This window comes from Pseudonocardia petroleophila (genome assembly GCF_014235185.1).
Lineage (GTDB): Bacteria > Actinomycetota > Actinomycetes > Mycobacteriales > Pseudonocardiaceae > Pseudonocardia > Pseudonocardia petroleophila.
Window position 1 is genome coordinate 369,619 of the sequence record NZ_CP060131.1, and the last position, 23,569, is coordinate 393,187.

24 protein-coding genes are annotated in these 23,569 nt (G+C 74.5%); 9 read left to right on the forward strand and 15 right to left on the reverse strand.

Translation table 11 applies throughout. The features are described from left to right. Positions 1-10 precede the first annotated feature (10 nt). The 6 genes from H6H00_RS01765 to H6H00_RS01790 all read right to left on the reverse strand — a co-directional run bounded on the left by H6H00_RS01765 (position 11) and on the right by H6H00_RS01790 (position 5,305). The gene (locus H6H00_RS01765) at positions 11-1,084 is read right to left on the reverse strand and encodes a FecCD family ABC transporter permease (protein WP_185719640.1); all 1,074 of its coding nucleotides are present in this window, start codon (positions 1,082-1,084) and stop codon (positions 11-13) included. After that, positions 1,081-2,049 (reverse strand): ABC transporter substrate-binding protein, encoded by a 969-nt coding sequence (locus H6H00_RS01770; protein WP_185719641.1) that lies wholly within the window; start codon positions 2,047-2,049, stop codon positions 1,081-1,083. The genes H6H00_RS01765 and H6H00_RS01770 overlap by 4 nt, the downstream gene beginning before the upstream one ends. Further along, positions 2,049-2,843, reverse strand: a complete 795-nt coding sequence (locus tag H6H00_RS01775) for a Rossmann-like domain-containing protein (RefSeq protein ID WP_255425530.1) — start codon at positions 2,841-2,843, stop codon at positions 2,049-2,051. The genes H6H00_RS01770 and H6H00_RS01775 overlap by 1 nt, the downstream gene beginning before the upstream one ends. Before the next feature lie 5 nt (positions 2,844-2,848). Further along, positions 2,849-3,853 (reverse strand): pyridoxal-phosphate dependent enzyme, encoded by a 1,005-nt coding sequence (locus tag H6H00_RS01780; protein ID WP_379539908.1) that lies wholly within the window; start codon positions 3,851-3,853, stop codon positions 2,849-2,851. Next, positions 3,850-4,581, reverse strand: a complete 732-nt coding sequence (locus H6H00_RS01785; protein ID WP_185719643.1) for a class I SAM-dependent methyltransferase — start codon at positions 4,579-4,581, stop codon at positions 3,850-3,852. The genes H6H00_RS01780 and H6H00_RS01785 overlap by 4 nt, the downstream gene beginning before the upstream one ends. Positions 4,582-4,642: 61 nt before the next feature. Continuing rightward, the gene (locus tag H6H00_RS01790; RefSeq protein WP_185719644.1) at positions 4,643-5,305 is read right to left on the reverse strand and encodes a DedA family protein; all 663 of its coding nucleotides are present in this window, start codon (positions 5,303-5,305) and stop codon (positions 4,643-4,645) included. A 154-nt stretch (positions 5,306-5,459) separates the two neighbouring features. Between H6H00_RS01790 and H6H00_RS01795 the strand changes: the two genes are divergently transcribed. After that, complete coding sequence (locus H6H00_RS01795) at positions 5,460-5,957, forward strand: hypothetical protein (protein WP_185719645.1); 498 nt, start codon at positions 5,460-5,462, stop codon at positions 5,955-5,957. Here H6H00_RS01795 and H6H00_RS01800 read toward each other — a convergent pair. Beyond that, positions 5,954-6,154 (reverse strand): hypothetical protein, encoded by a 201-nt coding sequence (locus H6H00_RS01800; RefSeq protein WP_185719646.1) that lies wholly within the window; start codon positions 6,152-6,154, stop codon positions 5,954-5,956. The two genes, H6H00_RS01795 and H6H00_RS01800, sit on opposite strands and share 4 nt — an antisense overlap. A gap of 44 nt (positions 6,155-6,198) precedes the next feature. Then, on the reverse strand, positions 6,199-7,050 hold the full coding sequence (locus tag H6H00_RS01805; RefSeq protein WP_185719647.1) for an LLM class flavin-dependent oxidoreductase: 852 nt from the start codon (positions 7,048-7,050) through the stop codon (positions 6,199-6,201). A gap of 180 nt (positions 7,051-7,230) precedes the next feature. Between H6H00_RS01805 and H6H00_RS01810 the strand changes: the two genes are divergently transcribed. Genes H6H00_RS01810 through H6H00_RS01835 form a run of 6 tightly spaced genes read left to right on the forward strand, consistent with a single transcriptional unit; the run spans position 7,231 to position 13,579 of the window. After that, complete coding sequence (locus H6H00_RS01810; RefSeq protein WP_185719648.1) at positions 7,231-8,076, forward strand: nitrilase-related carbon-nitrogen hydrolase; 846 nt, start codon at positions 7,231-7,233, stop codon at positions 8,074-8,076. Continuing rightward, positions 8,073-9,353: an aspartate aminotransferase family protein gene (locus H6H00_RS01815; protein WP_185719649.1), complete on the forward strand. Its 1,281-nt coding sequence runs from the start codon at positions 8,073-8,075 to the stop codon at positions 9,351-9,353. Before H6H00_RS01810 ends, H6H00_RS01815 begins: the two co-directional genes overlap by 4 nt. Then, positions 9,350-10,735 (forward strand): dihydropyrimidinase, encoded by a 1,386-nt coding sequence (gene hydA, locus H6H00_RS01820; protein WP_185719650.1) that lies wholly within the window; start codon positions 9,350-9,352, stop codon positions 10,733-10,735. The genes H6H00_RS01815 and hydA overlap by 4 nt, the downstream gene beginning before the upstream one ends. Positions 10,736-10,740: 5 nt before the next feature. Then, positions 10,741-11,742 carry a TIGR03842 family LLM class F420-dependent oxidoreductase gene (locus tag H6H00_RS01825; RefSeq protein ID WP_185719651.1) on the forward strand — a complete coding sequence of 334 codons (1,002 nt, stop codon included), beginning with the start codon at positions 10,741-10,743 and terminating at the stop codon, positions 11,740-11,742. 50 nt (positions 11,743-11,792) lie between these two features. Further along, positions 11,793-12,338: a hypothetical protein gene (locus tag H6H00_RS01830; protein ID WP_185719652.1), complete on the forward strand. Its 546-nt coding sequence runs from the start codon at positions 11,793-11,795 to the stop codon at positions 12,336-12,338. A gap of 38 nt (positions 12,339-12,376) precedes the next feature. Continuing rightward, positions 12,377-13,579: an HNH endonuclease gene (locus tag H6H00_RS01835; RefSeq protein ID WP_185719653.1), complete on the forward strand. Its 1,203-nt coding sequence runs from the start codon at positions 12,377-12,379 to the stop codon at positions 13,577-13,579. A gap of 282 nt (positions 13,580-13,861) precedes the next feature. Here the strand turns inward: H6H00_RS01835 and H6H00_RS01840 are convergent, their stop codons facing one another. The 5 genes from H6H00_RS01840 to H6H00_RS01860 all read right to left on the reverse strand — a co-directional run bounded on the left by H6H00_RS01840 (position 13,862) and on the right by H6H00_RS01860 (position 17,874). Beyond that, a complete protein-coding gene (locus tag H6H00_RS01840) occupies positions 13,862-14,662 on the reverse strand; it encodes an amino acid kinase family protein (protein WP_185719654.1) in 801 nt (266 codons plus the stop codon). An 11-nt stretch (positions 14,663-14,673) separates the two neighbouring features. Continuing rightward, a complete protein-coding gene (locus tag H6H00_RS01845; protein WP_255425531.1) occupies positions 14,674-15,480 on the reverse strand; it encodes an amino acid kinase family protein in 807 nt (268 codons plus the stop codon). 198 nt (positions 15,481-15,678) lie between these two features. Beyond that, entirely contained in the window at positions 15,679-15,939 is a 261-nt protein-coding gene (gene tatA, locus H6H00_RS01850) for a Sec-independent protein translocase subunit TatA (protein WP_185719655.1), read from the reverse strand. 104 nt (positions 15,940-16,043) lie between these two features. Then, positions 16,044-17,000: a ferritin-like domain-containing protein gene (locus tag H6H00_RS01855; RefSeq protein WP_185719656.1), complete on the reverse strand. Its 957-nt coding sequence runs from the start codon at positions 16,998-17,000 to the stop codon at positions 16,044-16,046. A 196-nt stretch (positions 17,001-17,196) separates the two neighbouring features. Next, the gene (locus H6H00_RS01860; RefSeq protein WP_185722093.1) at positions 17,197-17,874 is read right to left on the reverse strand and encodes an IspD/TarI family cytidylyltransferase; all 678 of its coding nucleotides are present in this window, start codon (positions 17,872-17,874) and stop codon (positions 17,197-17,199) included. A 57-nt stretch (positions 17,875-17,931) separates the two neighbouring features. Between H6H00_RS01860 and H6H00_RS01865 the strand changes: the two genes are divergently transcribed. Next, on the forward strand, positions 17,932-18,834 hold the full coding sequence (locus H6H00_RS01865; protein ID WP_185719657.1) for an oxidoreductase: 903 nt from the start codon (positions 17,932-17,934) through the stop codon (positions 18,832-18,834). Between the two features lie 178 nt (positions 18,835-19,012). Continuing rightward, positions 19,013-21,202 carry an LCP family protein gene (locus H6H00_RS01870; protein ID WP_185719658.1) on the forward strand — a complete coding sequence of 730 codons (2,190 nt, stop codon included), beginning with the start codon at positions 19,013-19,015 and terminating at the stop codon, positions 21,200-21,202. Positions 21,203-21,208: 6 nt separating this feature from the next. Here H6H00_RS01870 and H6H00_RS01875 read toward each other — a convergent pair whose 3' ends face one another. Both H6H00_RS01875 and H6H00_RS01880 read right to left on the reverse strand, forming a co-directional pair. Then, the gene (locus tag H6H00_RS01875; RefSeq protein ID WP_255425532.1) at positions 21,209-21,907 is read right to left on the reverse strand and encodes a response regulator; all 699 of its coding nucleotides are present in this window, start codon (positions 21,905-21,907) and stop codon (positions 21,209-21,211) included. Continuing rightward, a complete protein-coding gene (locus tag H6H00_RS01880) occupies positions 21,904-23,499 on the reverse strand; it encodes a sensor histidine kinase (protein ID WP_185719659.1) in 1,596 nt (531 codons plus the stop codon). Before H6H00_RS01880 ends, H6H00_RS01875 begins: the two co-directional genes overlap by 4 nt. Positions 23,500-23,569 lie beyond the last annotated feature (70 nt).

Consider the following 23,569-nt stretch of genomic DNA (forward strand, 5'->3'; position numbering starts at 1 on the left):
ACGGGTCCTCTCAGGCCGCGCGCAGGCGGCGGACGAGCACGAGCAGGAAGGGGGCGCCGACGACCGCGGTGACGATCCCCAGCGGCAGCTCGCGCGGGGCGAACGCCAGCCGGGCGACGACGTCGGCCCAGATCAGGAACGCCGCACCGATGAGCGCGGCGACGGGCAGGACGCGGCGGTGCGCGCCGCCGACGCAGAGCCGGGCGACGTGCGGCACGACGAGGCCGACGAAGCCGATCCCGCCGGACACCGCGACCGCCGCCCCCGTGCACAGCGCGACGGCGAGCAGCGCACCGAGCCGCAGACGGGCCGGGTCGGTGCCGAGCGCGCGGGCGGTGTCGTCGCCGACGGCGAGCGCGTCGAACCGGCGCGACCAGGCGAGCAGGAGCGCGAGCGTGACCGCGGTGGTCGGCGCGACGACCGCCACCGCCGCCCAGTCGGCCCGGGCGAGCGACCCGAGCAGCCAGAACAGCACCGCGCGGGCGCCCTCCGGGCTGTCCGAGGCGAAGATCATGAAGCTGGTGACGGCCTGCAGGACGTAGCCCACCGCGACCCCGGCGAGCAGCAGGCGCACCGAGGTGACCGCCCCGCCGAGGCCCGCGACGGCGAAGACCAGCCCGATCGCCCCGAGCGCGCCGAGGAAGGCGCTGCCGGTGAGCGCACCGCCGCCCAGGGCCGACCCGACGCCGAACAGGATCGTCGCCGCGGCCCCGGTGGACGCCCCGGCCGACACCCCGAGCAGGTACGGCTCGGCCAGCACGTTGCGGACCAGGGTCTGCAGCGCGACCCCGGCCATCGCCAGCGCCGCCCCGACCACCGCCCCGAGCAGCACCCGCGGGGCCCGGACCAGCCAGACGATGCTGTCCTGCGCGGGCCCCCACGCGGCGTCGCCGGGGAACCCGACCAGGTGGTGGCCGAGGACGGCGGCGACGGTGCCCGGCGGGATCGCCACCGGGCCGAGCCCGACGGCGAGCGGGACCGACAGCACCAGCAGGGTCCCGAGCCCTCCGGTCCACGCCGCGGTGCGCCGGCGCCGGGTGGCGCGGCCGAGGTCGTCGGCGGCGGGGAGGACGGCCGGGCTCACGGGAGCGCGGCCAGCTGAGCGGTGAGCCGTTCGAGCCCGTCGACGGCGAGGGTGCCGTGCCCGGAGTGGAAGAAGTCGAGCACCACGACGTCCCGGTTCGCGACCGCGGGGAGCCCGGCCAGCTCCGGGCGCGCGAGCACAGAGTCGCGCACCTCCTGCTCGGTGGTGTCGCCGGGCTCGAAGAGGGCCAGCACGACGTCGGGGGCCGTACCGATCAGGGCCTCGACGCTCGGCTCGAAGTAGCGTTCCGCCTCCGCCCCGAACACGTTGCCCAGCCCGACGATGTCGAGCTGCTCGTGGACCATCCCCAGGTTCCCGTAGGCCCCGAGCGGGCTGTCGGGACCGGAGACGAACAGCGCCGCCGCGGTGCGGCCGTCGGAGGTGCTGCGCGCCCGCACCGCCTCGACCCGCGCGCGCAGGTCGTCGGCCGCGGCGTCGGCGACGTCGGAGGTGCCCAGCGCCGCGCCGATCATCTCGACGTCGGTCGCGACGTCCTCCAGCGCGGACCCGGACCGCTGCGACTGCCCCGCGCCGAACCCGCCGCAGTACCCGGCGACGATCAGCGTCGGGATGCCGAGCTCCGCCAGCTCCTCCGGCGAGGTCCCCTCCAGCCCGAACGTCACGACGAGGTCGGGCGTCCGGCCCAGGACGAACTCGCGGGAGATGTCGGTGGCGGTGCCGATCGGCGCCAGGGGCCGGGCGGTCAGCTCGGCCTCCGCGGCACCGAGCGGCTCGCCGCGCAGCGGCGCGAAGGTGCTGATCCGGTCGGTGCCCCCGGCGGCCGCGACGAGCGTGCCCGCCTCCCCGCCGATGACCATGACCCGCTCGGGGGGAGCGTCGAGCACGACCTGCCGGCCGCAGTTCTCGACGGTGACCGCCGCGGCGGCCGGTCCGGACGCCGCGGGGGCGCCACAGGCGGAGAGCGCGAGGACGGCCAGGACGGCCGGTCCGAGTCGACGGGGCATCAGTGGTCCTTGTCGGTGTAGAGGTGCAGGGCCGTCGGGTCGGCGCTGAACTGGGAGAACGGGAACGGCTCGGCCGACACGGCGGTGACGCCGGTGCCGAGGAAGGCGCGCGCGACGGCGCTGCCGGTCTGGGCGTAGACGATCAGCGGGATCCCGCGGTCGCGGCAGCGCGCGAGGATCACGTCGAACGTGCCGTTGCCGAGCGTCATGCCGGTCGCGACGACGGCGTCGGCGACGTCGAGGACGTCGGCCATGTCCCTGGTGACCGGGTCGCCCCACTGGGTCGCGGCCAGGTTGAGGTCGCACGGCAGCGGTTCCGCCCCCCGCTCGCGGATGGCGGCCACGAGCGGGTTGACGACCCCGATCAGGGCGACGCGGGCGCCGGGTGCCACGTCGAGCAGGCTCGCCACGGCCGCGTCCCTGGCCCGCGCGCGGACCTCCGGCGGCCCGGCCGGGAGCGTCACGACGGCGGCGCCGGAGTCGCGGTGCGGCGCGACCGAGGCGAGGTAGGCGTCCAGCGCGGCGATCCGCAGCGCGGGCGGGCCGGTGCGCAGCAGGTCGGCGACCGGCGCCCCCGACGCGTCGGCGCAGATGCCGGGGTCCACCTCCCCGGCCTCGAACCCGCACGCCCCGAACGCCGTGCCGACCCGGACCAGCAGGTACTGGTTGCGGTAGGTCGTCGTGCCCCCGGCGAGGCGGGTGCCGTGGTGCACCCAGAAGACGCTGGTGGCGGTCACCTCCGCGGGCGGCGGCCCGTGCCCTCCGTCGAGGACCCGGTCGACGAGCCCCTGCACGCCCGTCACGAGGCGGCCCGGGCGAGCTGCTCCAGCGGCAGGGTCGACCACGGCAGCTCCAGCTCGTCGACGCCGCCGACGACGCGCGGCGCGAGGCCGTCGACCGCGGGGACGTCCTCGTGCCCGACGTACGCCGCGTCGACGTAGCGGTGCCCGGTGTCGGGGGCGAGGAACACGACCGTGCGCCCGGGGTGCAGCGCCCGCTCGTGGCGGGCCACCAGGTAGGCCGCGCCCGAGGACAGCCCGGCGAACACGCCGCTGCGGCGCAGCAGCCCGATCGCCCCCGCCCGCGCGTACGGGAACGCCATCCAGTGCATGCGGTCGTAGAGGTCGTGGCGGACGTTGCGGAACTCGATGGAGCTCCCGATCCCCGCGATGATCATGTCGGGATCGGCGGTGTGCTCCGCCCCGAACGTGACGCTGCCGAACGGCTGCAGCCCGACCAGCTCGACGTCGCGCCCGGCCCGGCGCAGGTAGGTGGCCAGCGCGCCGGTCGACGCCCCGGTCCCCACCCCGCCGACGATCGTCAGCGGGCCCGACGGCAGGTCGGCGTCGACCGTCTCGGCGACCCCGCGGTAGCCGAGGTAGTGCACGCCGTCGTGGTACTGGCGCATCCAGTGGTAGCGCGGGTTGCGCAGCAGCAGCTCCCCGACGCGGTGGACGCGCAGGTTCTGGTCGAGCTTGAGGTCGGCCGAGGGCCGGACCTGCTCCAGCGTGGCGCCGAGGATCTCCAGCTGCAGGCGCAGCGTCCGGTCGACGGTGGTGGAGCCGACGATGTGGCAGCGCATCCCGTAGCGGTGGCACGCCAGCGCGAGCGCGTGGGCGTAGAGCCCGCTGGAGCTGTCGACGAGCGTGTCGCCGCGGCGCACGAGCCCGGACTCGACGAGGTGGCGCACCGCGCCCAGCGCCGAGCGGACCTTCATGACCTCGAAGCGCAGGCACACGACGCCGGGCTCGACCTGGATCGGGTCCGGGTCGGCGATCGCGTCCGCGCAGTGGGGGTGGATCACGATCGGCGCAGGGCGAGCAGGAACGTCTGCACGTCGTCGCCCTCCCAGTCCTCGACGTGCACGACCTCGGCGTCGAACCCCGCGTCCAGGGCGATCGCGACGATGTCGCGCAGCGGCGCGGTGTTGGAGACGATCAGGTACACGACCCCGCCGGGGGCGAGCAGGTCGCGCTCGACGAGCTGGCCGAAGAAGCGCGCGGCGATGTCGCGACCCACGCACAGGTTGCGGACGATGTCGGGGTCGTCGGACAGGGGCAGCTCGATCGCGGGCGGGTTGAACGTCACGACGTCGACCTGCCGCCCGTCGGGGAAGCCCTCCCAGACGTCGGCGACGACGGGGAACAGCGGCGGACCGTCCGGCCCGACGATCCGCGCGTAGTGCCGGGCCGCGGTGCGGACGCTCTCCGGGTGGACGTCGAGGGCGTGCACGGCAGCCGCCCCGCGCACCCCGGCGACGACCGCCTCGACGCCGAGCCCGGCGCCCATCGCGGCGTACCGCAGGCCCGCGACGGGCAGCGTGCCGTCGAGCAGCCGGGCGTGCACCAGCCGGCTGGTCTCCCCGGGGTGGAACACCCCGGGCGGCAGGTCGAACTCCCAGCCGTTCCAGGTGTACGTGCGGTGCTCGTGGATCGCCCGGCTCGGGGGGTTGATCGCGCGGATCTCCTCGGGCGGGAGCGTCTGCGGGAGCCGGTCGTGCAGGGCCCAGCCGGTGGCGCGGGTCGAGGTCATGCACCCATCGTTAATGACAACGATTATCAGAACAAGCCTTTACGTGCGCATGGGTTCGTCGTCAGGTCCGGGCCACCCCGACGAGCACCCGCGCCGGCGCCGCCACGACGGGCCCCGGCCGGGCCGACGACCTGCGCCGACGCAGCCGGCGCACCCCCTCCACGACGAACCCGACGGCGCTGGCGAAGCAGAAGCCGACGACGAGCGCGGTCACGGTGTCGTGCGCGAACGCCGCCCCGCCGACGAACCCGAGCACCGCCGACCACGACGCCGAGAGCAGCGTCCCGGGCACGGTGTAGCCGACGAACCGCGCCGCCGGGTAGCCGGTGGCGCCCGCCGCGAGCGTCGCCACGGTCCGCCCGCCCGGCAGGAACCGGGCCGTGAGCAGCACCGTGCCGCCGCGGCGGTGCAGCAGCCGCGCGACCCGGTCGTAGTTCTCGGCGCGCCGCCCGTCGGTGGCGTAGCGCGACCGGACCGCGGGCCCGACCCCGCGCCCGATCAGGTACCCCAGCCCCTCCCCGAGGAACGAGCCGAGCGCGGCCGCCGCGATCACGGCGACCAGGCTCTGCTCCCCCGTCACCGCCGACACCCCGGCCGCGATGATCAGCGCCTCGCTCGGCACCACCGGCAGCAGCGCGTCGACCAGCGCCATCCCGACGATCACCGCGAGCAGCCACGGCGACGCGAGCGCGGCCTCGGTGACGGACCGGAGGATGTCGACCATGCGCCTCAGAATGCCGAGGTCGGCACCCTGATACATCGGTAGGAAGTCTGAGGTTCCTCGGGGATGACCCCGACTTCCGGCCGTCCGCTGAACCGTTCGCGACCGGGTGCCGTGTGGGAGGTGGACACACCGCTCCCCCACGGAGGTTCACCCCATGTTCCGCACGTCCGCCCTCGCCGCCGTCGCGGCCCTCGCCGCCGTCGCGCTGACGGCCTGCTCCACCGGGAGCGACGACGGGTACGGCAACGCGCCCGCGGCCGCACCCGAGACCCTGGCCGCCCCGGCGGGCACCGTCCTCGCCGCCAACAGCACCGCCCAGCTGGGCGCGGTCGTCGTCGACGGGCTGGGGTGGACGCTGTACCGCTTCGACGACGACACCGCCGACCCCCCGGCGTCGAACTGCGCGGGCGACTGCGCGACGACCTGGCCGCCCGTGCTCGCCGAGCCCGGCACGCCCCTGACGGTCGACGGCGTCGACCAGGCCGCGGTCGGCACGATCACCCGCGAGGACGGCGGCGTGCAGCTCACCATCGGCGGCTGGCCGGTCTACCGCTACGCCGCCGACTCCGCTCCCGGCGCCACTGACGGGAACGGGGTCGGGGAGAAGTGGTTCGCCGTGACCCCCGACGGCGGTCGCGCCGAGGCTCCCTAGCCGCCGACGAGCACCTCGTCGAGGACGCCCTCGCGGATGTCGTCGACGAGGTCGGAGAGCTGGCCGACGCTCATCTGGATGCGCTGGCCGAAGTCGTCGGTGATGACGATGCGCTTCTCCGGCGCGGCGGCGTCGTCGACGAACAGCTCCGGGCAGCCGCAGTTGCACTGTCCGCAGAAGGTGGCGATGTGGCGCACGGCGAAGTCACTCCCGGTGGTCGGACGGACACGGACCTCCGAGACTAGGCGGACGACCGACCGGACGGAACCGGCGCGCGACGCCGACCACCGCGCAGCGCGGCCACCAGCGGGCCCACCGGCGCCGGCCGGTCGGGGTCGCGCCGCGCCGCCGCGAGGGCGCGCAGCGTCGCGAGGTGGATCCCGACGGAGGCGTCCGCGGGCTGGGTCTGCACCACCAGCTCGGTGCTCCACTCCCGGGCCGGGTCGGTGCGCCACCGCCCCAGCAGCGCCTCCGGCCGCTCGCCGGGCCCCACGATCCGGACGGCCGCGACGCGCGGCTCCCCCGCGGCCCGCGCCCAGTAGCGGGCGAGGTGCGGGGCGGTGTCGGCCCGTCCGGTCAGGATCCCCATGCCCCGCGACCCGGCCGCGGCGACGCCGTCGGCGGTGCCGGTGGCCTGCCACAGCCGCGCGTCGAGGCCGGGGGCGGCGGGCACGATCTCCGCGAGGTGCGCGCGCAGGGCGTCGACGGCGGCGGTGCAGTCGGCGTGGCGCCGCGCGTGGTCGCGGCCGAACGCCTCCGACGCCGCCGCGTCCGCCCCGGCCCCGACGCCGAGCTCCAGCCGGCCGCCGCTGAGCACGTCGAGCACGGCGGCGTCCTCGGCCAGGCGCCGCGGGTCCTCCAGGGCGGCGGCGACCACGGCGGTGCCGAGCCGGATCGTCGAGGTCGCCTGGGCCACCGCGGCGAGCAGCACCAGCGGCGAGGGCAGCAGGCCGTCGAGGTGGCCGTCGTGGTGCTGGGCGACCCAGAAGGAGGAGAAGCCGAGCTCCTCGGCCGCGACGGCCAGCGTCACCGTGTCGCGGTACGCCTGCGCGGGCGCCGGACCGGCCACGTGCGTGAGGTACCCGAGCCGCATGACGGAACGCTACCGGCGACCACGCACAGCGAGCACACCGGCCGTGTGAACGCCGCGTGACGGTCCGGCCCACGATCTTGTCCGGCCCCCCGCCGGGGCGCGAGAGTGACGATCCCCTTGCGCGGACCGGGCTCCCGGTCCGACAGTGGGCCGCTGTCGAGAACGAGGGACGTGAGGCGCATGACCGACGGGATCGTCCGGGCCGCCATCCTGCAGGCCAAGTGGACCGGGGACACCGCGTCCATGATCGAGGTGCACGAGTCCTACGCGCGGGCCGCCGCCGAGCAGGGGGCGCAGGTGATGGGCTTCCAGGAGGTCTTCAACGCCCCCTACTTCTGCCAGGTGCAGGAGTCCGAGCACTACCGCTGGGCCGAGCGGGTGCCCGACGGGCCCACCGTCGTGCGGATGCAGGCGCTCGCGCGGGAGACCGGGATGGTGCTGGTCGTGCCGGTCTTCGAGGTCGAGGACTCCGGGCACTACTACAACACCGCCGCCGTGATCGACGCCGACGGCACCGTGCTCGGCAAGTACCGCAAGCACCACATCCCGCAGGTCAAGGGCTTCTGGGAGAAGTTCTACTTCCGTCCGGGCAACCTCGGCTGGCCGGTCTTTGAGACCGCCGTCGGGAGGATCGGCGTCTACATCTGCTACGACCGGCACTTCCCCGAGGGGTGGCGCGCGCTGGGCCTGGCCGGGGCGCAGATCGTGTTCAACCCCTCGGCCACGAGCCGCGGCCTCAGCTCGTACCTGTGGAAGCTGGAGCAGCCGGCCGCGGCCGTCGCCAACGAGTACTTCGTCGCCGCGATCAACCGCGTGGGCGTGGAGGAGTACGGCGACAACGACTTCTACGGCACGAGCTACTTCGTCGACCCCCGCGGCCAGTTCGTCGGGGACGTGGCGTCGGGGAACGACGAGGAGCTCGTCGTCCGCGACCTCGACCTCGGCCTGATCGACGAGGTGCGCCAGCAGTGGGCGTTCTACCGCGACCGCCGGCCCGACGCCTACGGCCCGCTGGTGCAGTCGTGAGCCTCTACGAGCGCACGCGCGCGGTCCTGCCCTCCTGGCTGGCGATCTACTACGAGGAGCCGATCGAGCTCGACCGCGGCGACGGCCGCCACGTCTGGGACGCCGACGGCAACCGCTACCTCGACTTCTTCGGCGGCATCCTCACCACGATGACGGCGCACGCCCTGCCCGAGGTGACCAAGGCCGTCGCCGACCAGGCCGGGAAGATCATCCACAGCTCCACGCTGTACCTGAACCGGCCGATGGTGGAGCTGGCCGAGCAGATCGCGACGGTCTCGGGGATTCCGGACGCCAAGGTGTTCCTGACCCCGAGCGGCACCGAGGCCAACGACGCCGCGCTGCTGCTGGCGTCGTCGCTGCGGCGCAGCAACCAGATCCTCGCGCTGCGCAACAGCTACCACGGCCGCTCGTTCTCGACGATCGCGATCACCGGCAACCGGTCGTGGAGCCCGACCTCGCTCTCGCCGTTCCAGACCTACTACGTGCACGGCGGCCAGCAGTACCGCTCCCCGTTCGCGGGCCTGTCCGACGGCGAGTACATCGCGGCGTGCGTCGCCGACCTGCGCGAGGTGCTCGACCAGTCCGGCGGTGACGTCGCGGCGTTCATCGCCGAGCCGATCCAGGGCGTCGGCGGGTTCACCTCGGGCCCCGACGGGCTGCTGGGCGCGTTCGCCTCCGTCCTGCGGGAAAAGGGGATCCTGTGGATCTCCGACGAGGTGCAGACCGGCTGGGGCCGCACCGGCGAGCACTTCTGGGGCTGGCAGGCCAGCGGCGCCGTCCCGGACCTGGTGACGTTCGCGAAGGGCATCGGCAACGGGCTGTCGATGGGCGGCGTGATCGCCCCGGCGTCGATCATGGACTCGTTGGGCGCCAACCACATCTCGACGTTCGGCGGCTCGCCGCTGACGTCAGCGGGCGCGCTCGCGAACCTGCGCTACCTGCTCGACAACGATCTGCAGGCCAACGCCGCCGCCCGCGGCCCGGCCCTGTTCGACGGCCTGCGCGCGCTCGGCTCGCCGGTCGTCGGCGACGTCCGGGGCAAGGGTCTGATGCTCGGCGTCGAGCTGGTGCGCCCCGGCACCGGGACGCCCGGCGACCCCGCCCCGGAGATAGCGACGGCGGTGCTGGAGGGCTGCAAGCGGCGCGGCCTGCTGGTCGGCAAGGGCGGGCTGCACGGCAACGTCCTGCGCATCGCCCCACCCCTGACCCTGACGGCCGACGAGGCGGCGGAGGGCCTGGCCGCCCTGCTGGCCGCGATCGAGGAGGCGACCCCGTGAGCCGCACGCTGATCACCGGCGGGACCGTCATCACGGCGTCGGACGAGATGGCCGTCGACGTGCTCGTCGAGGACGGGACGGTCGTCGCGCTGGGCGTCGGGCAGGACTGGACGGCCGACACCGTCCTCGACGCGACCGGGAAGTACGTCATCCCCGGCGGCGTCGACGCCCACACGCACATGGAGATGCCCTTCGGCGGCACCTACGCCGCCGACACGTTCGAGACCGGCACCCGGGCCGCGGCCTGGGGCGGCACGACCACGATCGTCGACTTCGCGATCCAGTCGGTCGGCGGCTCGCTGCGCGAGGGCCTCGACGCGTGGCACGCGAAGGCCGAGGGCCGCTGCGCGATCGACTACGCGTTCCACATGATCCTGGCCGACGTCAACGACTCGTCGCTCAAGGAGATGGAGGCGCTCGTCGGCGAGGGCGTCACCAGCTTCAAGCTGTTCATGGCCTATCCCGGCGTGTTCTACAGCGACGACGGCAAGATCCTGCGCGCGATGCAGAAGGGCGCCGAGACCGGCGCGCTGACGATGATGCACGCCGAGAACGGCATCGCGATCGACGTGCTCGTGGAGCAGGCGCTGGCCCGCGGTGAGACCGACCCGCGCGTGCACGGCGAGGTCCGGCGCGAGCTGCTGGAGACCGAGGCGACGCACCGCGCGATCAAGCTGGCGCAGGTCGCGGGCGCCCCGCTCTACGTCGTGCACCTCTCCGCGCGCTCGGCGCTCGCGGAGATCGCGAAGGCCCGCGACGAGGGCTACAACGCCTTCGCCGAGACCTGCCCGCAGTACCTGTTCCTGTCCACCGACGACCTGGCGCGGCCCGGCTTCGAGGGCGCCAAGTACGTCTGCTCCACGCCGCTGCGACCGAAGGACCACCAGGCCGACCTGTGGCGGGGGCTGCGCACCGACGACCTGTCCGTGGTCTCCACCGACCACTGCCCGTTCTGCTTCACCGGGCAGAAGGAGATGGGGATCGGCGACTTCTCCAAGATCCCCAACGGGCTGCCGGGCGTCGAGAACCGGATGGACCTGCTGCACCAGGGCGTCGTCGACGGGCACATCTCGCGGCGGCGCTGGATCGAGATCGCCTGCGCCACCCCGGCGCGGATGTTCGGCCTCTACCCGCGCAAGGGCACCATCGCGCCCGGGGCCGACGCCGACATCGTGATCTACGACCCGGCCGCCACGCAGGTGATCTCCGCGCAGACGCACCACATGGCCGTCGACTACTCGGCGTACGAAGGCAAGCAGATCACCGGGAGGGTCGAGACGGTGCTCTCCCGCGGCCGCGTCGTGATCGACGGCGGCGCCTACCACGGGAGGCCCGGCGACGGCGCCTACCTGCGCCGCGACACCTGCCAGTACCTGCGGTGACCGGGATGGACATCGGACTGGTCCTGCAGACCGACCCGCCCGCGCGCGCGGTCGTCGACCTGATGGTGCGCGCGGAGGGGCTGGGGTTCAGCCACGGCTGGACGTTCGACTCGCACGTGCTCTGGCAGGAGCCCTACGTCCTGTACCCGCAGATCCTGGCGCGGACCTCGCGGCTGGTCGTCGGGCCGATGGTGACGAACCCGGCCACCCGCGACTGGACGGTCCTCGCCTCGATGCACGCCACGCTCGACGAGCAGTTCGGGCACCGGACGGTCTGCGGCATCGGACGCGGCGACTCGGCGGTGCGCGTGCAGGGTCGCCCACCGACGACGCTGGCCCGGCTCGAGGAGTCGATGCACGTCATCCGGGAGCTGGCCGGGGGCCGGGCCGTCGACCTCGGGGGAACGCAGGTGCGGATCCCGTGGGTGGCCGAGGGGGTGCCGGAGCTGCCGGTGTGGATGGCCGGCTACGGCCCCAAGGCGCTCGACCTCGTCGGCCGCTGCGCCGACGGGTTCATCCTGCAGCTCGCCGACCCCTACCTCGTCGAGTGGACGGTGAAGACCGTGCGCGCGGCCGCGGAGGCGGCCGGCCGCGACCCGGCGTCGATCACGATCTGCGTGGCCGCGCCCGCCTACGTCTCCGACGACGTCGGGCACGCGCGGGACCAGTGCCGCTGGTTCGGCGGGATGGTCGGCAACCACGTCGCCGACCTGGTGACGCGCTACGGCGCCGGGTCGTCGGTGGTCCCGTCGGCGCTCACCGGCTACATCAAGGACCGCGACGGCTACGACTACTCCCACCACGGCCGCGCGGGCAACGCGTCGACCACCTTCGTGCCCGACGAGGTCGTCGACCGGTTCTGCCTGCTCGGCCCGGCGTCCGCGCACCGGGAGCGGCTCGCCGAGCTGCGCGGTCTCGGCGTCGACCAGTTCGCGGTCTACGCCATGCACGACGGCCGGGAGGCCACGATCGAGGCGTACGGGGAGTCGGTGATCCCGGCGCTGTGATCCGCACGGCGCTGTGACCGGGGCGGCGCCGTGATCGGTACGGTCGCGGCGTGGCCGACGTGATCGACGTCCTGTTCGGGTGCGTGCGGGTCGAGGTCGGCTCCGGGCACGTCGAGGTGTCGGGTCACGCGCTGCCGCCCGTCGTGCTCGTCCGCGCACCGGACGCCGCCGTGCGGGTGGGCGTCCCGATCGGGACGCGGGACGCCTCCGCGCTCGCGCTCACCGTCGACGGGGAGCCGGTGGAGCTGCGTCCCGCGCGCGGGGGTCTGACCCGACGCTCGTACCGGGTGGCGGTCCGCCGCGGCGCCGACGACCTCCTGTTCACCCCGAGCAGCCCCACCACCGCCCGTCTGGTCCGCGGGCGCCGCTACCGCGGCGACAACGAGCTGGGCACGTTCGAGCGCGCCGACGGATCGCTGCTGCCGGCGCGGTGGAGCGAGGACGTGTCCGCGCTCGGGGTCCGCGTGGCCGGACTCGGCCCGCTGCCGTGGGAGGCGACCGTCGGGTACGCGCTGGCGGCCGCTTTCGGGACCGGTGCGCAGTTCTTCCTCGGTCTGCTTCTGGAAGGCAGCGAACACGTGAGCGGACCGGGATGATGCTCGAACAGACGTTCGAGCTCTGGTAGAATGGGGACATGCCCGCCGACCGTTCCGAGACGTCGCTCATCGAGCGGATCGCGCGGCTCGAAGAACGGAAAGCGGCGATCGCGGTCGAGCAGTCGGAGGTCATTCTCGCGTTCGCGAAAGCACACGCGGAATCGCAGACCGCCGCCGGGGAGGTCGATCCCGAGAAGCTCGAACGCAGCATCGCCGCCCAGGTCGGACTCGCCTGCCGGGTCTCACCCACCGAGGGTCGCCGACGGGTGCGGATCGCTCGGGATCTGCACGCCGGGCACACCCGGGTACGTGAGCTGCACGCCGCAGGGCGGCTCAGCGAGTACAAGACCGCGACCATCGTGGCCGCCACCGCGCACCTCTCACCCGCCGAGCGGGCCGAGGTCGACGAGCAGCTCGCGCAGCAGCGGGTCGAGGCCCTCGGCGTCCGCCGGATCCACGACCTCGCCCGGACCCTCGCCGCACAGGTCGCACCGGAGAAGTTCACCGCCCGCTGCCGCGCCGCCCGCACCGGTCGACGGGTATCGGTCCGTCCCGCCGCGGACGGGATGGCCGACCTGACCGCCCACCTACCGGTCGAAGTTGCCGTGGCCTGCTACGCAGCACTCGCCGCCGCGGTGAACGAGGTCGCCGTCTCGCCCGAACCGGTCACCCGCGGGCGCGGTCAGATCATGGCCGACACCCTCGTCGAGCGACTCACCGGACAGGCCACCGCTCGCGACGTGAACATCGAGATCCAGGTCATGGTCCCCATCGAGACCCTGGTCGACGACGACAGCCCGCTCCCCGCGGAGATCCCCGGCCACGGACCCGTCCCGGCCGAACTCCTCACGACCAGCGACGGTCGCAAGACCTGGCGACGGCTCGTCACCCGCAACGGGATCGTGATCGGCGGGGATTCCCGCAGCCGACTGTTCACCGGACAGTTGGCGGCGTTGATCCGGGCGAGAGACGGCCACAGGTGCCGCGAGTCCTACTGCGACGCACCGATCCGCCACATCGACCACGTAGAACGGTGGGCCGATGGCGGCCGCACCGAGTTCGGCAACGGCCGCGGGCTGTGCGCATTCCACAACCACGTCCGCGAAACCACTGGATGGCGCGTGCGGAACACCGACGGAACCGTCACGACGACCACACCGACAGGTGCGGAGTACACCTCCGACATCAGTGCCGGAGAAAGCCGGCTCCCCCTTTCACCGGATCGACACGACGCAGCCTGACGATCGGCTGCGGTGCCTGCAACGAGGGTGGGCACGACCACCGATATCCGGGCCGGGTGGGCAGCCGTCCCCGACCGACGTGCCCGACCCCCGGCCCATTCCCTCCCGCCGAGCAGGGCGAGACGCCCGGTGGTCCCGGAACCGCAACCCCACCGACCGACACGACCCGCACCCGACCGGCTGGCGTCCTGGCCTGCAGTAGAACGGACCCCGGAGGAACCGGCGCCCGGCCCACACAGGCCAGAACCTGCCCACTCACCGAGCAGTGGCGGCAGACCGGCGTCAGGCGTGCACCACCGTGCCCACGTCCTCGCCCGCCAGCGCGCGGGTGAGGGCGCCGGGGGTGAGGCCGTTGACGATCCGGATCTCCCGCACGTGCTTGGCGTGGGCCATCAGCTGCAGCACCAGCGGGTCGATCGGCAGGGACTCGGGCTTGGTGTCGAGCAGCTCGGCGGCCCCGATCCGGCCCACCACCCCGGCACCGACGTCGATCCCGTCGACGTCCTTGACGTAGACCAGGTCCGCGGCGCCGTAGGCGTCGGCGAGCAGGAAGGTGCCGGCGTCGCCGCGGTGCACCGGGATCTTGCCGACGGCGGGCGGGAACTCGTGGCGGCCGTAGGGCGGGTAGCCGTTGGAGACGACCGCGCGGCTGGCCTGCAGGTGCGCGGCGAGCTGGTGCGCGACGGTCTCGTGGGCCACGTAGGAGACGCCGTCGGCGGCGAGCAGGGCCGCGACCATGTGCCCGTTCTGCTCCGCCTCGGTGGCGGCGAGGCCGGCGAGCGCGGCGGTGGGCAGACCGAGGTCGAGGCCCACGCCGAGCACGTGCCGGGCGCGGACGCCGGCCCCGGTCGTGACGAGCAGGCGGTGCTCGGGCAGGGCGGCGCGCAGCTCGTCGACGACGGACAGCACGGCGTCGGCGCCGCGGTCCATGATCGCGGTGCCGCCGATCGAGACGACCTGCAGCCACGGCAGCAGCCGGATGACCGGGCGGCCGACGGGCCTGACGAGCTCGCGGTCGAGCAGCGTCTGCCGCATCAGGGCGGACGGGACGTCCTTCGCGGCGGTGGTGTCGGGGTGGGTCATGTCGATGCTCCTCAGGCCGCGGTGATGATCGTGCCGACGTGCTCGCCCTGCAGGGCGCGCGTGATCAGACCGGGCTTCAGCCCGTTGATCACCTGGATCTGCCGGACGAACCGGGCGCGGCGCATGAGCTCCAGGACGGGCCGCTCGACGACGAGGTCGGGGAAGTCGCGCTCGATCAGCTCGTCGACGGTGATCCGCTCGATGAGCGTGGCCGACGCGTCGGTCTTCGGGTTCGCGGTGTACAGCCCGTCCTCGTCCTTGACGAAGATCATCTGCTTGCAGCCGTAGGCCTCGGCGACGAGGTAGCAGCCGGCGTCGGTGCGGTAGGGCGGGATGACGCCCTCGGCGGGCACGTGCTGCCACATCCCGTAGGGCGGCATGCCGGGGAAGATCGCGGCGCGGGCCTCGGCGAGGTGCAGCGGCAGGGCGCCGAGCGCACCCGCGTCGATCACCGGGACGCCGTGGCGGGCCATCAGGAACCCGAGCATCGTCGCGTTCTGGCCGGCCACCGCCGAACCCACGTCGGACAGCACGCCGGTGGGCAGGCCCAGCTCCGCGGCGAGGGAGTAGGCGTGCCGGGCCCGGGTGCCGCCCCCGGTGCCGATCAGCATCCGGTGCTCGGCCCTGGCCGCGACGAGCTCGTCGACCACCGGGTGCACCGCGGCCCGACCGCGGTCCATGAGGCTCTGGCCGCCGATCTTGAGCACGCTCACGTCCGGCAGGATCCGCTGGTCCGGGACCTCATCGGTCGCCGCCATCAGTTCCGGGTCGCTCAGCGTCCGGCTCGTCAACAGGGCCTCGAGGCCACCTGCCGTCACGTCGTCCTCCTCCCGTGCCCGGCCGGTGCCGGGCACACGGGGAGGACGGTAGCGAGCGACCGCGTCGTGCACGATCAGGTGGCGCCGCCGAAAACGCGGCGCGAAGATCGTCGACGGCACGCGCACACGGCGCGCGACGCCGTGGCCCACCGCCGGGGCGGTTCGCCCCGGCGCGGTGTGAGCCGTGTCACTCCCGGGTCAGCGGACCCGCTCGGCCTCCACGACCGGCATCTGCGCGGTCGGCGCGGGTGCGTCGACGACGGGGAGCGCCGAGGTGCGCGCCGGCTCCGGCTCGCGGTCCTCGGTCTTGCCGTCCTCCTTGAGGCCCTTCATCTCACCCTTGAAGACACGGGCGGACTGGCCGATCGAGCGGGCCATGTCGGGGAGCTTCTTGGCTCCGAAGACCAGCAAGAGGACGCCGAGCAGGACGATTAGTTCCCAACCACCGAGGTTCGGCACGGGGGGCTTCCTTCCGTCGTTCGTTCAGGGCTTGTACAGAGCACAACGGGCGGACAGGGCCGGGGTTCCGGTCCTGTCCGCCCGCATGTGGAGATGACGCCCGATCAGGCGTTGTCGTCGCTGGTGTTGATGCCGCCGTTGACCCCGTTCGGGAAGAACCCGCCCGAGGTGACCGACGCCGGGTTCAGGTACACGATGTTGAGGACCTGGCCGGCGGTGCGCGAGTAGGCGATGCCGTTCTCGTCGGTCGGCACGATGTTGCTGTTGCCGTCGGAGTCGACGATGCCCTGGTCGAGGTCGGCCGGGCCGTCGAGGCTGTCGCGCGCGTCCGAGATGGCGCCCGCGGCGTCCTCGAAGCCCTTGGCCAGCAGCACCGTGCGGACCAGGCCCGCGTGGTACGCCTCGACCGCGAGGATGCCGGCGGCCGCCTCGAGGAAGGTCTTGTTGGTGATGAGCGGCGAGGCGCCCTTGTAGGCCGTGACGCCCACGTCCTCGAAGACGTAGGCGCCGAGGAGGAAGTTGTCCTCGTTGGCGAAGACGTCGAAGGCCTCGCCCGGGCCGACCAGGCCGGCGGCCTGCGCCGCGGCGGAGAACGCGTCCTGCAGGTCGATCGCGGGACGCGCGACCTTCGCGTCGCCCAGGGCGGCGCGGAGGAAGTCGACGTGGTCGCGCTCGTCCTGCGCGATCTCGATCGCGTACTGCTTGGCCAGCTTCGACTCGAAGTCGACCTTGTAGCCGCCGGTGACCTCGCCGAGCTTGCCGGAGCCGTCGATCTGGTCGTCGTTGAGGCCCTCGCCGAACGCGCCGCGCAGGTAGAACTCGGCCTCGAGGTACTCGAGGTTGAGCGCGAAGTTGAGCACGGCCGCGTCGGTCGCGGCACCGTCGTCGCTGTCGTCCGACGCGAACGCCGCACCCGACAGGGCCAGGCCGCCACCGGCGACACCCGCCACTCCCAGGCCGGTCAGGCCCGCGGCGCGCAGGAAGCGGCGGCGGTCGACGGCGTTCTCCGCGCTCCGGTTGATGGCCTCGCGCACGAATGCCTTGCTGAATCCCTCGAACACTGCGGTCTCCTCGATGCGACGTTCCTACGACGGACCCGTGCTGGGGTACGGGTCCCGGCACAGCCGTGCCGCCATTCGGACCAACGAGGCCGTTCCTCGGAGCGGTACGGCCGAGCGCGTGAACGAAGTCCCTGCTACGTGAACGAAGTCCCTGCTACGTGAAACGAGGTCGCGGGCGGCTGTCGCCCGCGGACCGTCACCGGCCGAGCGCGCCGGAGACCACGTCGAGGTCGTGCCGGTAGGTGACCTTGATGTTGCGCGGGTCGCCCGCGACGACGCGCACGGCGAGGTCGGGGGCGAACCGCTCCACGCACGACGCCGTGTCGGTGCCGGCGAACCCCTCGCGCTCGGCCTCCTCGTAAGCGGCCAGCAGCGGGGCGGCGCGGAAGCCCTGGGGGGTCTGCACCGCGGTGAGGCGGGCCGGGGCGACGAGTCCACCGGCCCCGTCGGCCACCGCGAGGTCTGCCCGCAGCAGCCCCGGCACCGCTCCCCCGGACTCCCGGGCCACGCGCAGGACCTCGGCGACGAGCGCGGGCCCGGCCAGCGGCCGCGCGCCGTCGTGGACGAGCACGACGTCGACCGCGCCCGAGCCGATGCGCGCGGCCAGAGCGCGCAGCCCGGCGAGCTCGGAGCCCTGCCGGGTCGCTCCCCCGTCGACGACCTCCACCGCGGCGGCGTGCTCGACCTCCTCGTCGAGGACCCGGCGCGCCAGGTCGCGGTCACCGGCGCGGACGACCAGCACCACGGGGCCGACGCCCGGCGCACCGGCCAGCGCGTCGATCGACCAGGCCAGCACAGAGCGGCCCGCCACGGGCAGGTACACCTTGTTCCGGTCGGCCCCGACCCGGCTGCCGCTGCCCCCGGCCAGCACCATCGCCGCAGCACCCACCCGCACCGCGCCAGTATCGCGCCCCCTGGTTACCGTCGGGTCATGGACCGGTGGACCGCTTCCGACATCACGCCGCAGACCGGACGAACCGTCGTCGTCACCGGCGCCAACAGCGGCATCGGTCTCGCCGCCACCCGGGAGCTCGTCCGCGCCGGGGCCCGGGTCGTGATGGCGGTGCGCGACACCGCGAAGGGCGAGGCGGCCGCGGCCGGGCTGGCCGGGTCGCCCGGCACCGCGGAGGTCCGCAGGCTCGACCTCGCCGACCTGGCGTCGGTGCACGGGTTCGCCGCGACCGTCGACCACCCCGTCGACGTGCTGGTCAACAACGCCGGACTGATGGCCGTCCCGCACCGCCGGACCGCCGACGGCTTCGAGATGCAGATCGGCACCAACTTCCTCGGCCACTTCGCGCTCACCGGCCTGCTGCTGCCGCGGCTGACCGACCGCGTCGTGACGCTGTCGAGCGCCGCGCACCGGCTCGGGCAGCTCGACGTCGACGACCTCAACTGGGAGCGCCGCCGCTACCAGCGCTGGTTCGCCTACAGCCAGTCCAAGCTGGCCGACCTCATGTTCGCCTACGAGCTGCAGCGTCGGTTCGTGGCCGCGGGGTCCCTGCTGCGCTCCGTGGCCGCGCACCCCGGCTACGCCGCCACCAACCTGCAGTCGCGCACCGAGTCGGTGCAGGACCGGGTGATGGGCCTGCTCAACCGGGTGGTGGCGCAGGGCCCCGAGGCCGGCGCCCTCCCGACGCTCTACGCGGCGACCGAGCCCGACCTGCCCGGCGGCTCCTACATCGGCCCGGACGGCCCGGGCGAGGTCGCCGGCGCACCGCGGCCGGTGGGCAGCTCCGCGGCGTCGCACGACCGCGTCGTGGCCCGGGCCCTGTGGGAGCGGGCCGCCGCGCTGACCGGTGTGCGCCCGGATGTCGTTCCCGCACCGCGCTGACGACGGTGCGACGTCCGGCCGGCGGTCACGCACAGTACTGTCGGAGGTGGTCTCACCGTCGAGCCCGGATGTGACAGGACGAGGCATCACGGCCCCCCGAGCACCGGGGCAGGGCGAGCACAGGAAGGGCTGGGGGTGACCAGCAGTGGACGACCGGGCCCGACCGGGGCGTGACCGCGTGCCGCCCCGACCCGATCCCGACGCCCCGTGGCCGCGCCGGGCCGAGCGCGAGCGGATCGAGCAGCAGCGCATCGAGCAGCAGCGCCGGGAGCTCGAGCGCCGCGAGCGCGGCCGGGCCCGCGCCACCGGCGGTCGCCCGGTGCCCCCGCTCCCTCCGCGGCGACGCCCCGTGATCGAACCGCCGCCCGTCGAGGACCCGACCCGGCCCGTCGCGCCCCGTCAGCGCTCGTCCTACGAGCGCGGGGTCGCCGACGCCGCGCGGCGCGCCGCGTCCCGGCGCGACCCCGACGAGCCGGTCACCCGGATCACGCCGCGCCGGCCGGACCCGGCGGACGAGGACGACCTCCGCACGCGCCCCGTCCGCCGCACCCCGCCCCCCGACGCCCCGCGCCGTCCCGCCCGCCCCGCGGCGGGCGCCCCGGCGTCCGGGTCACCCGCGTCCGGATCGCCCGCGTCGGGCTTCCCGAAGGCCGGCCCGGCGGCCACGGTCGCCGCGGCCTCCCGGGCCGGGTCCCCGACGGCGGCGGCCGGGAAGGCGGGCTCCCCGACGGCGGGGGCCCCGCGGACGGGGACCCCGAAGGCGGCCGGCGCAGCGGCGACGGGCGCCGCACCGACCGGCACGCCGCCGCGCGGCGCGGCGGAGGCGGGTACGGCGACGAAGGCCACCGGCTCCGGCGGTCACCGGCCCACCCCGCCCCCGGTCCGGCGCACCGGGCGCCGACGGCCCCGCACGCTGGGCCGGGCGCTCCTCACGACCGCGGCCGCCGCCGTCGCCCCCGGCAGCGGGCACCTCATGCTGCACCGCCGCCGCACCGGCTGGCTGATCCTCGGCCCGTTCCTGCTCGCCGTCGTCACCCTCGTCGTCCTGCTGGCCACGCTGCGGCGCTCCGACCTGATCGCCCCGCTGCTGTCCTCGCGGGGCCTGGCCGTCGCCTCGATCGCCTGCGTCGTCGCGGCGCTCGCCTGGATCGCGGTGATCGTCCGGACCTGGTCGATCTCCCAGCCGCGCGGGCTCGACTCCGGCCGGCGCACGGTCGGCATCGCGGTCGTCACCGCGCTGTGCCTGGTCGTCGCCGCACCGCTGGGCTTCGCCGCCAACCTGGCCAACTCCTCGCGCTCGGTGCTCGGCGAGCTGTTCGCCGACGACGCCGGCAGCGCCGCCGCGCTCGGCCCCCGCGTCAACCTGCTGCTCGTCGGCAGCGACGCCGGGCCCGACCGCACCGGCACCCGCACCGACACGATGATGGTGGCGAGCATCGACACCGCCTCCGGGCGCACGACGCTGTTCAGCCTGCCCCGCAACATCGCCTACGCGCAGTTCCCGCCCGGGTCGCCGATGGCCGAGGAGTTCCCCGACGGCTTCCACGACAGCGCGGGCCCCTCGGGCAACTACTACCTCAACGCCGTCTACGCCTACGGCCACGAGTTCCCGGCGCTGGCCCCGGCCGGGCCGACCGACGACCCCGGGCTCAACCTGCTGCACCAGACCGTGTCGTACATGCTCGGGCTCGACCTGGACTACTACGTCGAGCTCGACATGGCGGGGTTCGCCGCGATCATCGACTCCCTGGGCGGGGTCCAGGTCGACGTCGGCCCGGACCGCATCCCGGTCGGCGGGATCAGCCCGACCGGCCGGGCGGTGCCGCCCGACCGCTACATCGAGCCCGGCGTCCAGCAGCTCAGCGGGGAGGACGCGCTCGCGTTCGCCCGCTCCCGCACCAACTCCACCGACTACGTGCGGATGGGCCGCCAGCGCTGCCTGATCCAGAACATCCTCGACCAGAACCAGCCCGCCGAGCTGCTCACCAACTTCCAGTCGATCGCGCGGGCGACGACCGACAGCGTCTCCACCGACATCCCGCAGCAGGCCCTGCCCGCGCTGCTGTCGGTGGCCGACGCCCCGATCCAGCTGGAGAGCGTGGCGTTCGACCCGAACCTGCCCGACCCGGACCAGTCCGACGGCCGCTTCAACACCGGCGACCCCAACTTCACGCTGATGCGCGAGATCGTCCAGGACGCCATCAACCGCGACCCGGCGGCGGACCCGCCCACCGTGGCCGCGGCCCCGTCGGACATCCCGGAGACGAACGAGGCCACCGAGGACGCCGAGGGCGGCGGGTCCGGCACCGACGGCACCTCCGACGCCCCGCTGACCTCGACGCCGGTGTCGGTCGCCCGGGCCTGCTGACGCCGCTCAGGTGCCGCCGTGGGGCCGCCAGGTGTACTCCACCTGCGGACGCCCGGTCGTGCCGTAGCGCAGGGCCCGCTCGGCCAGCCCGGTGTCGGCGAGGTGCTCGAGGTAGCGGCGGGCGGTGACCCGGGAGACCCCGACGAGGTCGGCGACCTCCACCGCGGTGCGCCCGGCGTCGGGGACCAGCGCGCCCGCGACCTGGTCGAGCGACTCGCGGCTGATCCCCTTGGGCAGGTCGGCGACCTCCGACGGGGCGCGCAGGGCGTCGAGCAGGCCGTCGACGTCGGACTGCGCGACCAGCGGGCCCGGGTCCCGCTCGCGGTAGGCCAGGTAGCCCTCCAGCTTCGCCCGCACCACCCCGGCCGGGAACGGCTTCATCAGGTACTGGGTGGCGCCGAACGCGACGGCCGCGCGGACCACCTCCAGGTCCCGCGAGCGGGTCACCATGATCACGTCGCAGGCGTGGCCCGCGGCGCGCATGCGGCGCAGGACGTCGAGCCCGCTCATGTCGGGCAGGTGCACGTCGAGCAGGACGAGGTCGACGGGCCGGATCGCGAGCGCCCGCAGCGCCGCGGTCCCCGTGGCGGCCCGCCCGACCACGGCGAACCCGCGGACCCGCTCCACGTAGGCGGCGTGCGCGTCCAGCGCGATCGGGTCGTCGTCGACGACGAGGGTCCGGATCACGATGTCGGGCGGGCTCACGGACGCGGCTCCGGCAGCCGCACCCGCAGCTCGGCCCCGCCGCCCGGGGCGTTCCCGGCCGACACGGTGCCGCCGTGGCGGTGCACCGCCCGCCGGACCAGCGCGAGGCCGAGCCCGCGGCCCATCCCGTCCGCCGGCTTGGTGCTCCAGCCGCTGGTGAACGCCGCCTCCGGGTCGGGCAGGCCCGGGCCGCTGTCGGTGACGCGCAGGACGAACCCGTCGTCGGCGCACCCGGCGTCGAGGCGCACCCAGCGCGGCTCGGGACCCTCCAGCGCGGCGTCGACGGCGTTGTCGAGGAGGTTGCCGACGATGGTGACGAGGTCGCGGGGGTCGGCGAGCCCGGCGGGCACCTGCGCGCCCTCCCCCAGCCCCAGCTCGACGCCGCGCTCCCCGGCCTCCGCCGCCTTCCCGACGACGAGCGCGGCGAGCTCGGGCACGGCGATGCCGGCGAGCACCGCGTCGGTGAGGTGGCGGGCCAGCTCCAGCTCGGCGGTGGCGTAGGTCAGCGCCTCCTCGGCGCGGCCCAGCTCGATCAGCGAGACGACGGTGTGCAGCTGGTTGGCCGCCTCGTGGGCCTGCGCGTTGAGCGACTGCGCGAAGCCGCGGATCGTCTCCAGCTCGGTGCTCAGCGCACGCAGCTCGGTGTGGTCGCGCAGCGTCACCACGGTGCCGAGGTCGTGGCCCGCCCAGCGGGCGGGGGCCTGGTTGACCACGACGATCCGCTCGGCCGTCAGGTGGATCTCGTCGGAGCGCCGCTCCCCCGCGGCGAGCGCCGACCCCAGCGCGTCGGGCAGGCCGAGCGCGTCGACGGGCCGGCCCGCGACCTCCGGCGGGAGCGCGAGCAGCCGCCGGGCCTCGTCGTTGACCAGCTGGACGCGACCGCCCCGGTCGAGCAGCAGCAGCCCCTCCCGGACCGAGTGCAGGACGGTGTCGTAGTACTCGTACATCCGCGACAGCTCGGCCGGGCCCATGTCGTGCGTGGTGCGCCGCAGCCAGCGGCTGACCAGCCAGGACCCCAGCGCGGCCGCGGTGAGCGCGGCGCCCGCGAACGCCAGCAGCACCGGCAGCCGCCCGGCCAGCTCGCGCGACACCGCCGTGACGGTGCGCCCGACCGACACCAGCGCGACCACCCGCCCGTCGGCGGGGTCGACGACCGGGACGACGGCGCGCACCGACGGCCCGAGGGTGCCGGTGTAGGTCTCGGTGAACGTCGTGACCCCCGCGGCGGCGGGGCCGATCGTGCCGCGGAAGGTGCGCCCGATCTCGGCGGGGTCGGTGTGCGAGTAGCGGATGCCGGTGGGCGTCATGACCACGACGAAGTCGGTCGCGGTGTCGGCCCGCACCCGCTCGGTCAGGGGTTGCAGCACCGCGGACGGGTCGGGGTCGTCCAGCGCGGCGAGGACGTCGGGCACCGCGGCGAGCGTGTGCGCGACACCCAGCATCTCCTCGGCCGTCTCGCGCTCGTTGTCGCCGGCGAACTGCAGGTAGGTGGCCACGCCGACGCCGCCGAGCACCAGGGCGACCAGCAGTGCCTGCAGCGCGAACAGCTGGGCCGCGAGGCTCCACCGGCTCACCCGGCGCAGAAGGGTCACGCTACGTACGCTCCGTCGAACGAAATGAACGAAAGGGTGAGGTGCACCACGACTCCCCTCATCCTGTGCC

What these genes read in the sequence shown, in the direction of transcription:
- H6H00_RS01770 (WP_185719641.1), bottom strand. Translation starts at nt 2,049, where the DNA reads ATGCCCCGTCGACTCGGACCGGCCGTCCTGGCCGTCCTCGCGCTCTCC.
- H6H00_RS01785 (WP_185719643.1), bottom strand. Translation starts at nt 4,581, where the DNA reads ATGACCTCGACCCGCGCCACCGGCTGGGCCCTGCACGACCGGCTCCCG.
- H6H00_RS01790 (WP_185719644.1), bottom strand. Translation starts at nt 5,305, where the DNA reads ATGGTCGACATCCTCCGGTCCGTCACCGAGGCCGCGCTCGCGTCGCCG.
- H6H00_RS01795 (WP_185719645.1), top strand. Translation starts at nt 5,460, where the DNA reads ATGTTCCGCACGTCCGCCCTCGCCGCCGTCGCGGCCCTCGCCGCCGTC.
- H6H00_RS01805 (WP_185719647.1), bottom strand. Translation starts at nt 7,050, where the DNA reads ATGCGGCTCGGGTACCTCACGCACGTGGCCGGTCCGGCGCCCGCGCAG.
- H6H00_RS01810 (WP_185719648.1), top strand. Translation starts at nt 7,231, where the DNA reads ATGACCGACGGGATCGTCCGGGCCGCCATCCTGCAGGCCAAGTGGACC.
- H6H00_RS01825 (WP_185719651.1), top strand. Translation starts at nt 10,741, where the DNA reads ATGGACATCGGACTGGTCCTGCAGACCGACCCGCCCGCGCGCGCGGTC.
- H6H00_RS01835 (WP_185719653.1), top strand. Translation starts at nt 12,377, where the DNA reads ATGCCCGCCGACCGTTCCGAGACGTCGCTCATCGAGCGGATCGCGCGG.
- H6H00_RS01840 (WP_185719654.1), bottom strand. Translation starts at nt 14,662, where the DNA reads ATGACCCACCCCGACACCACCGCCGCGAAGGACGTCCCGTCCGCCCTG.
- H6H00_RS01860 (WP_185722093.1), bottom strand. Translation starts at nt 17,874, where the DNA reads ATGGTGCTGGCCGGGGGCAGCGGCAGCCGGGTCGGGGCCGACCGGAAC.
- H6H00_RS01865 (WP_185719657.1), top strand. Translation starts at nt 17,932, where the DNA reads ATGGACCGGTGGACCGCTTCCGACATCACGCCGCAGACCGGACGAACC.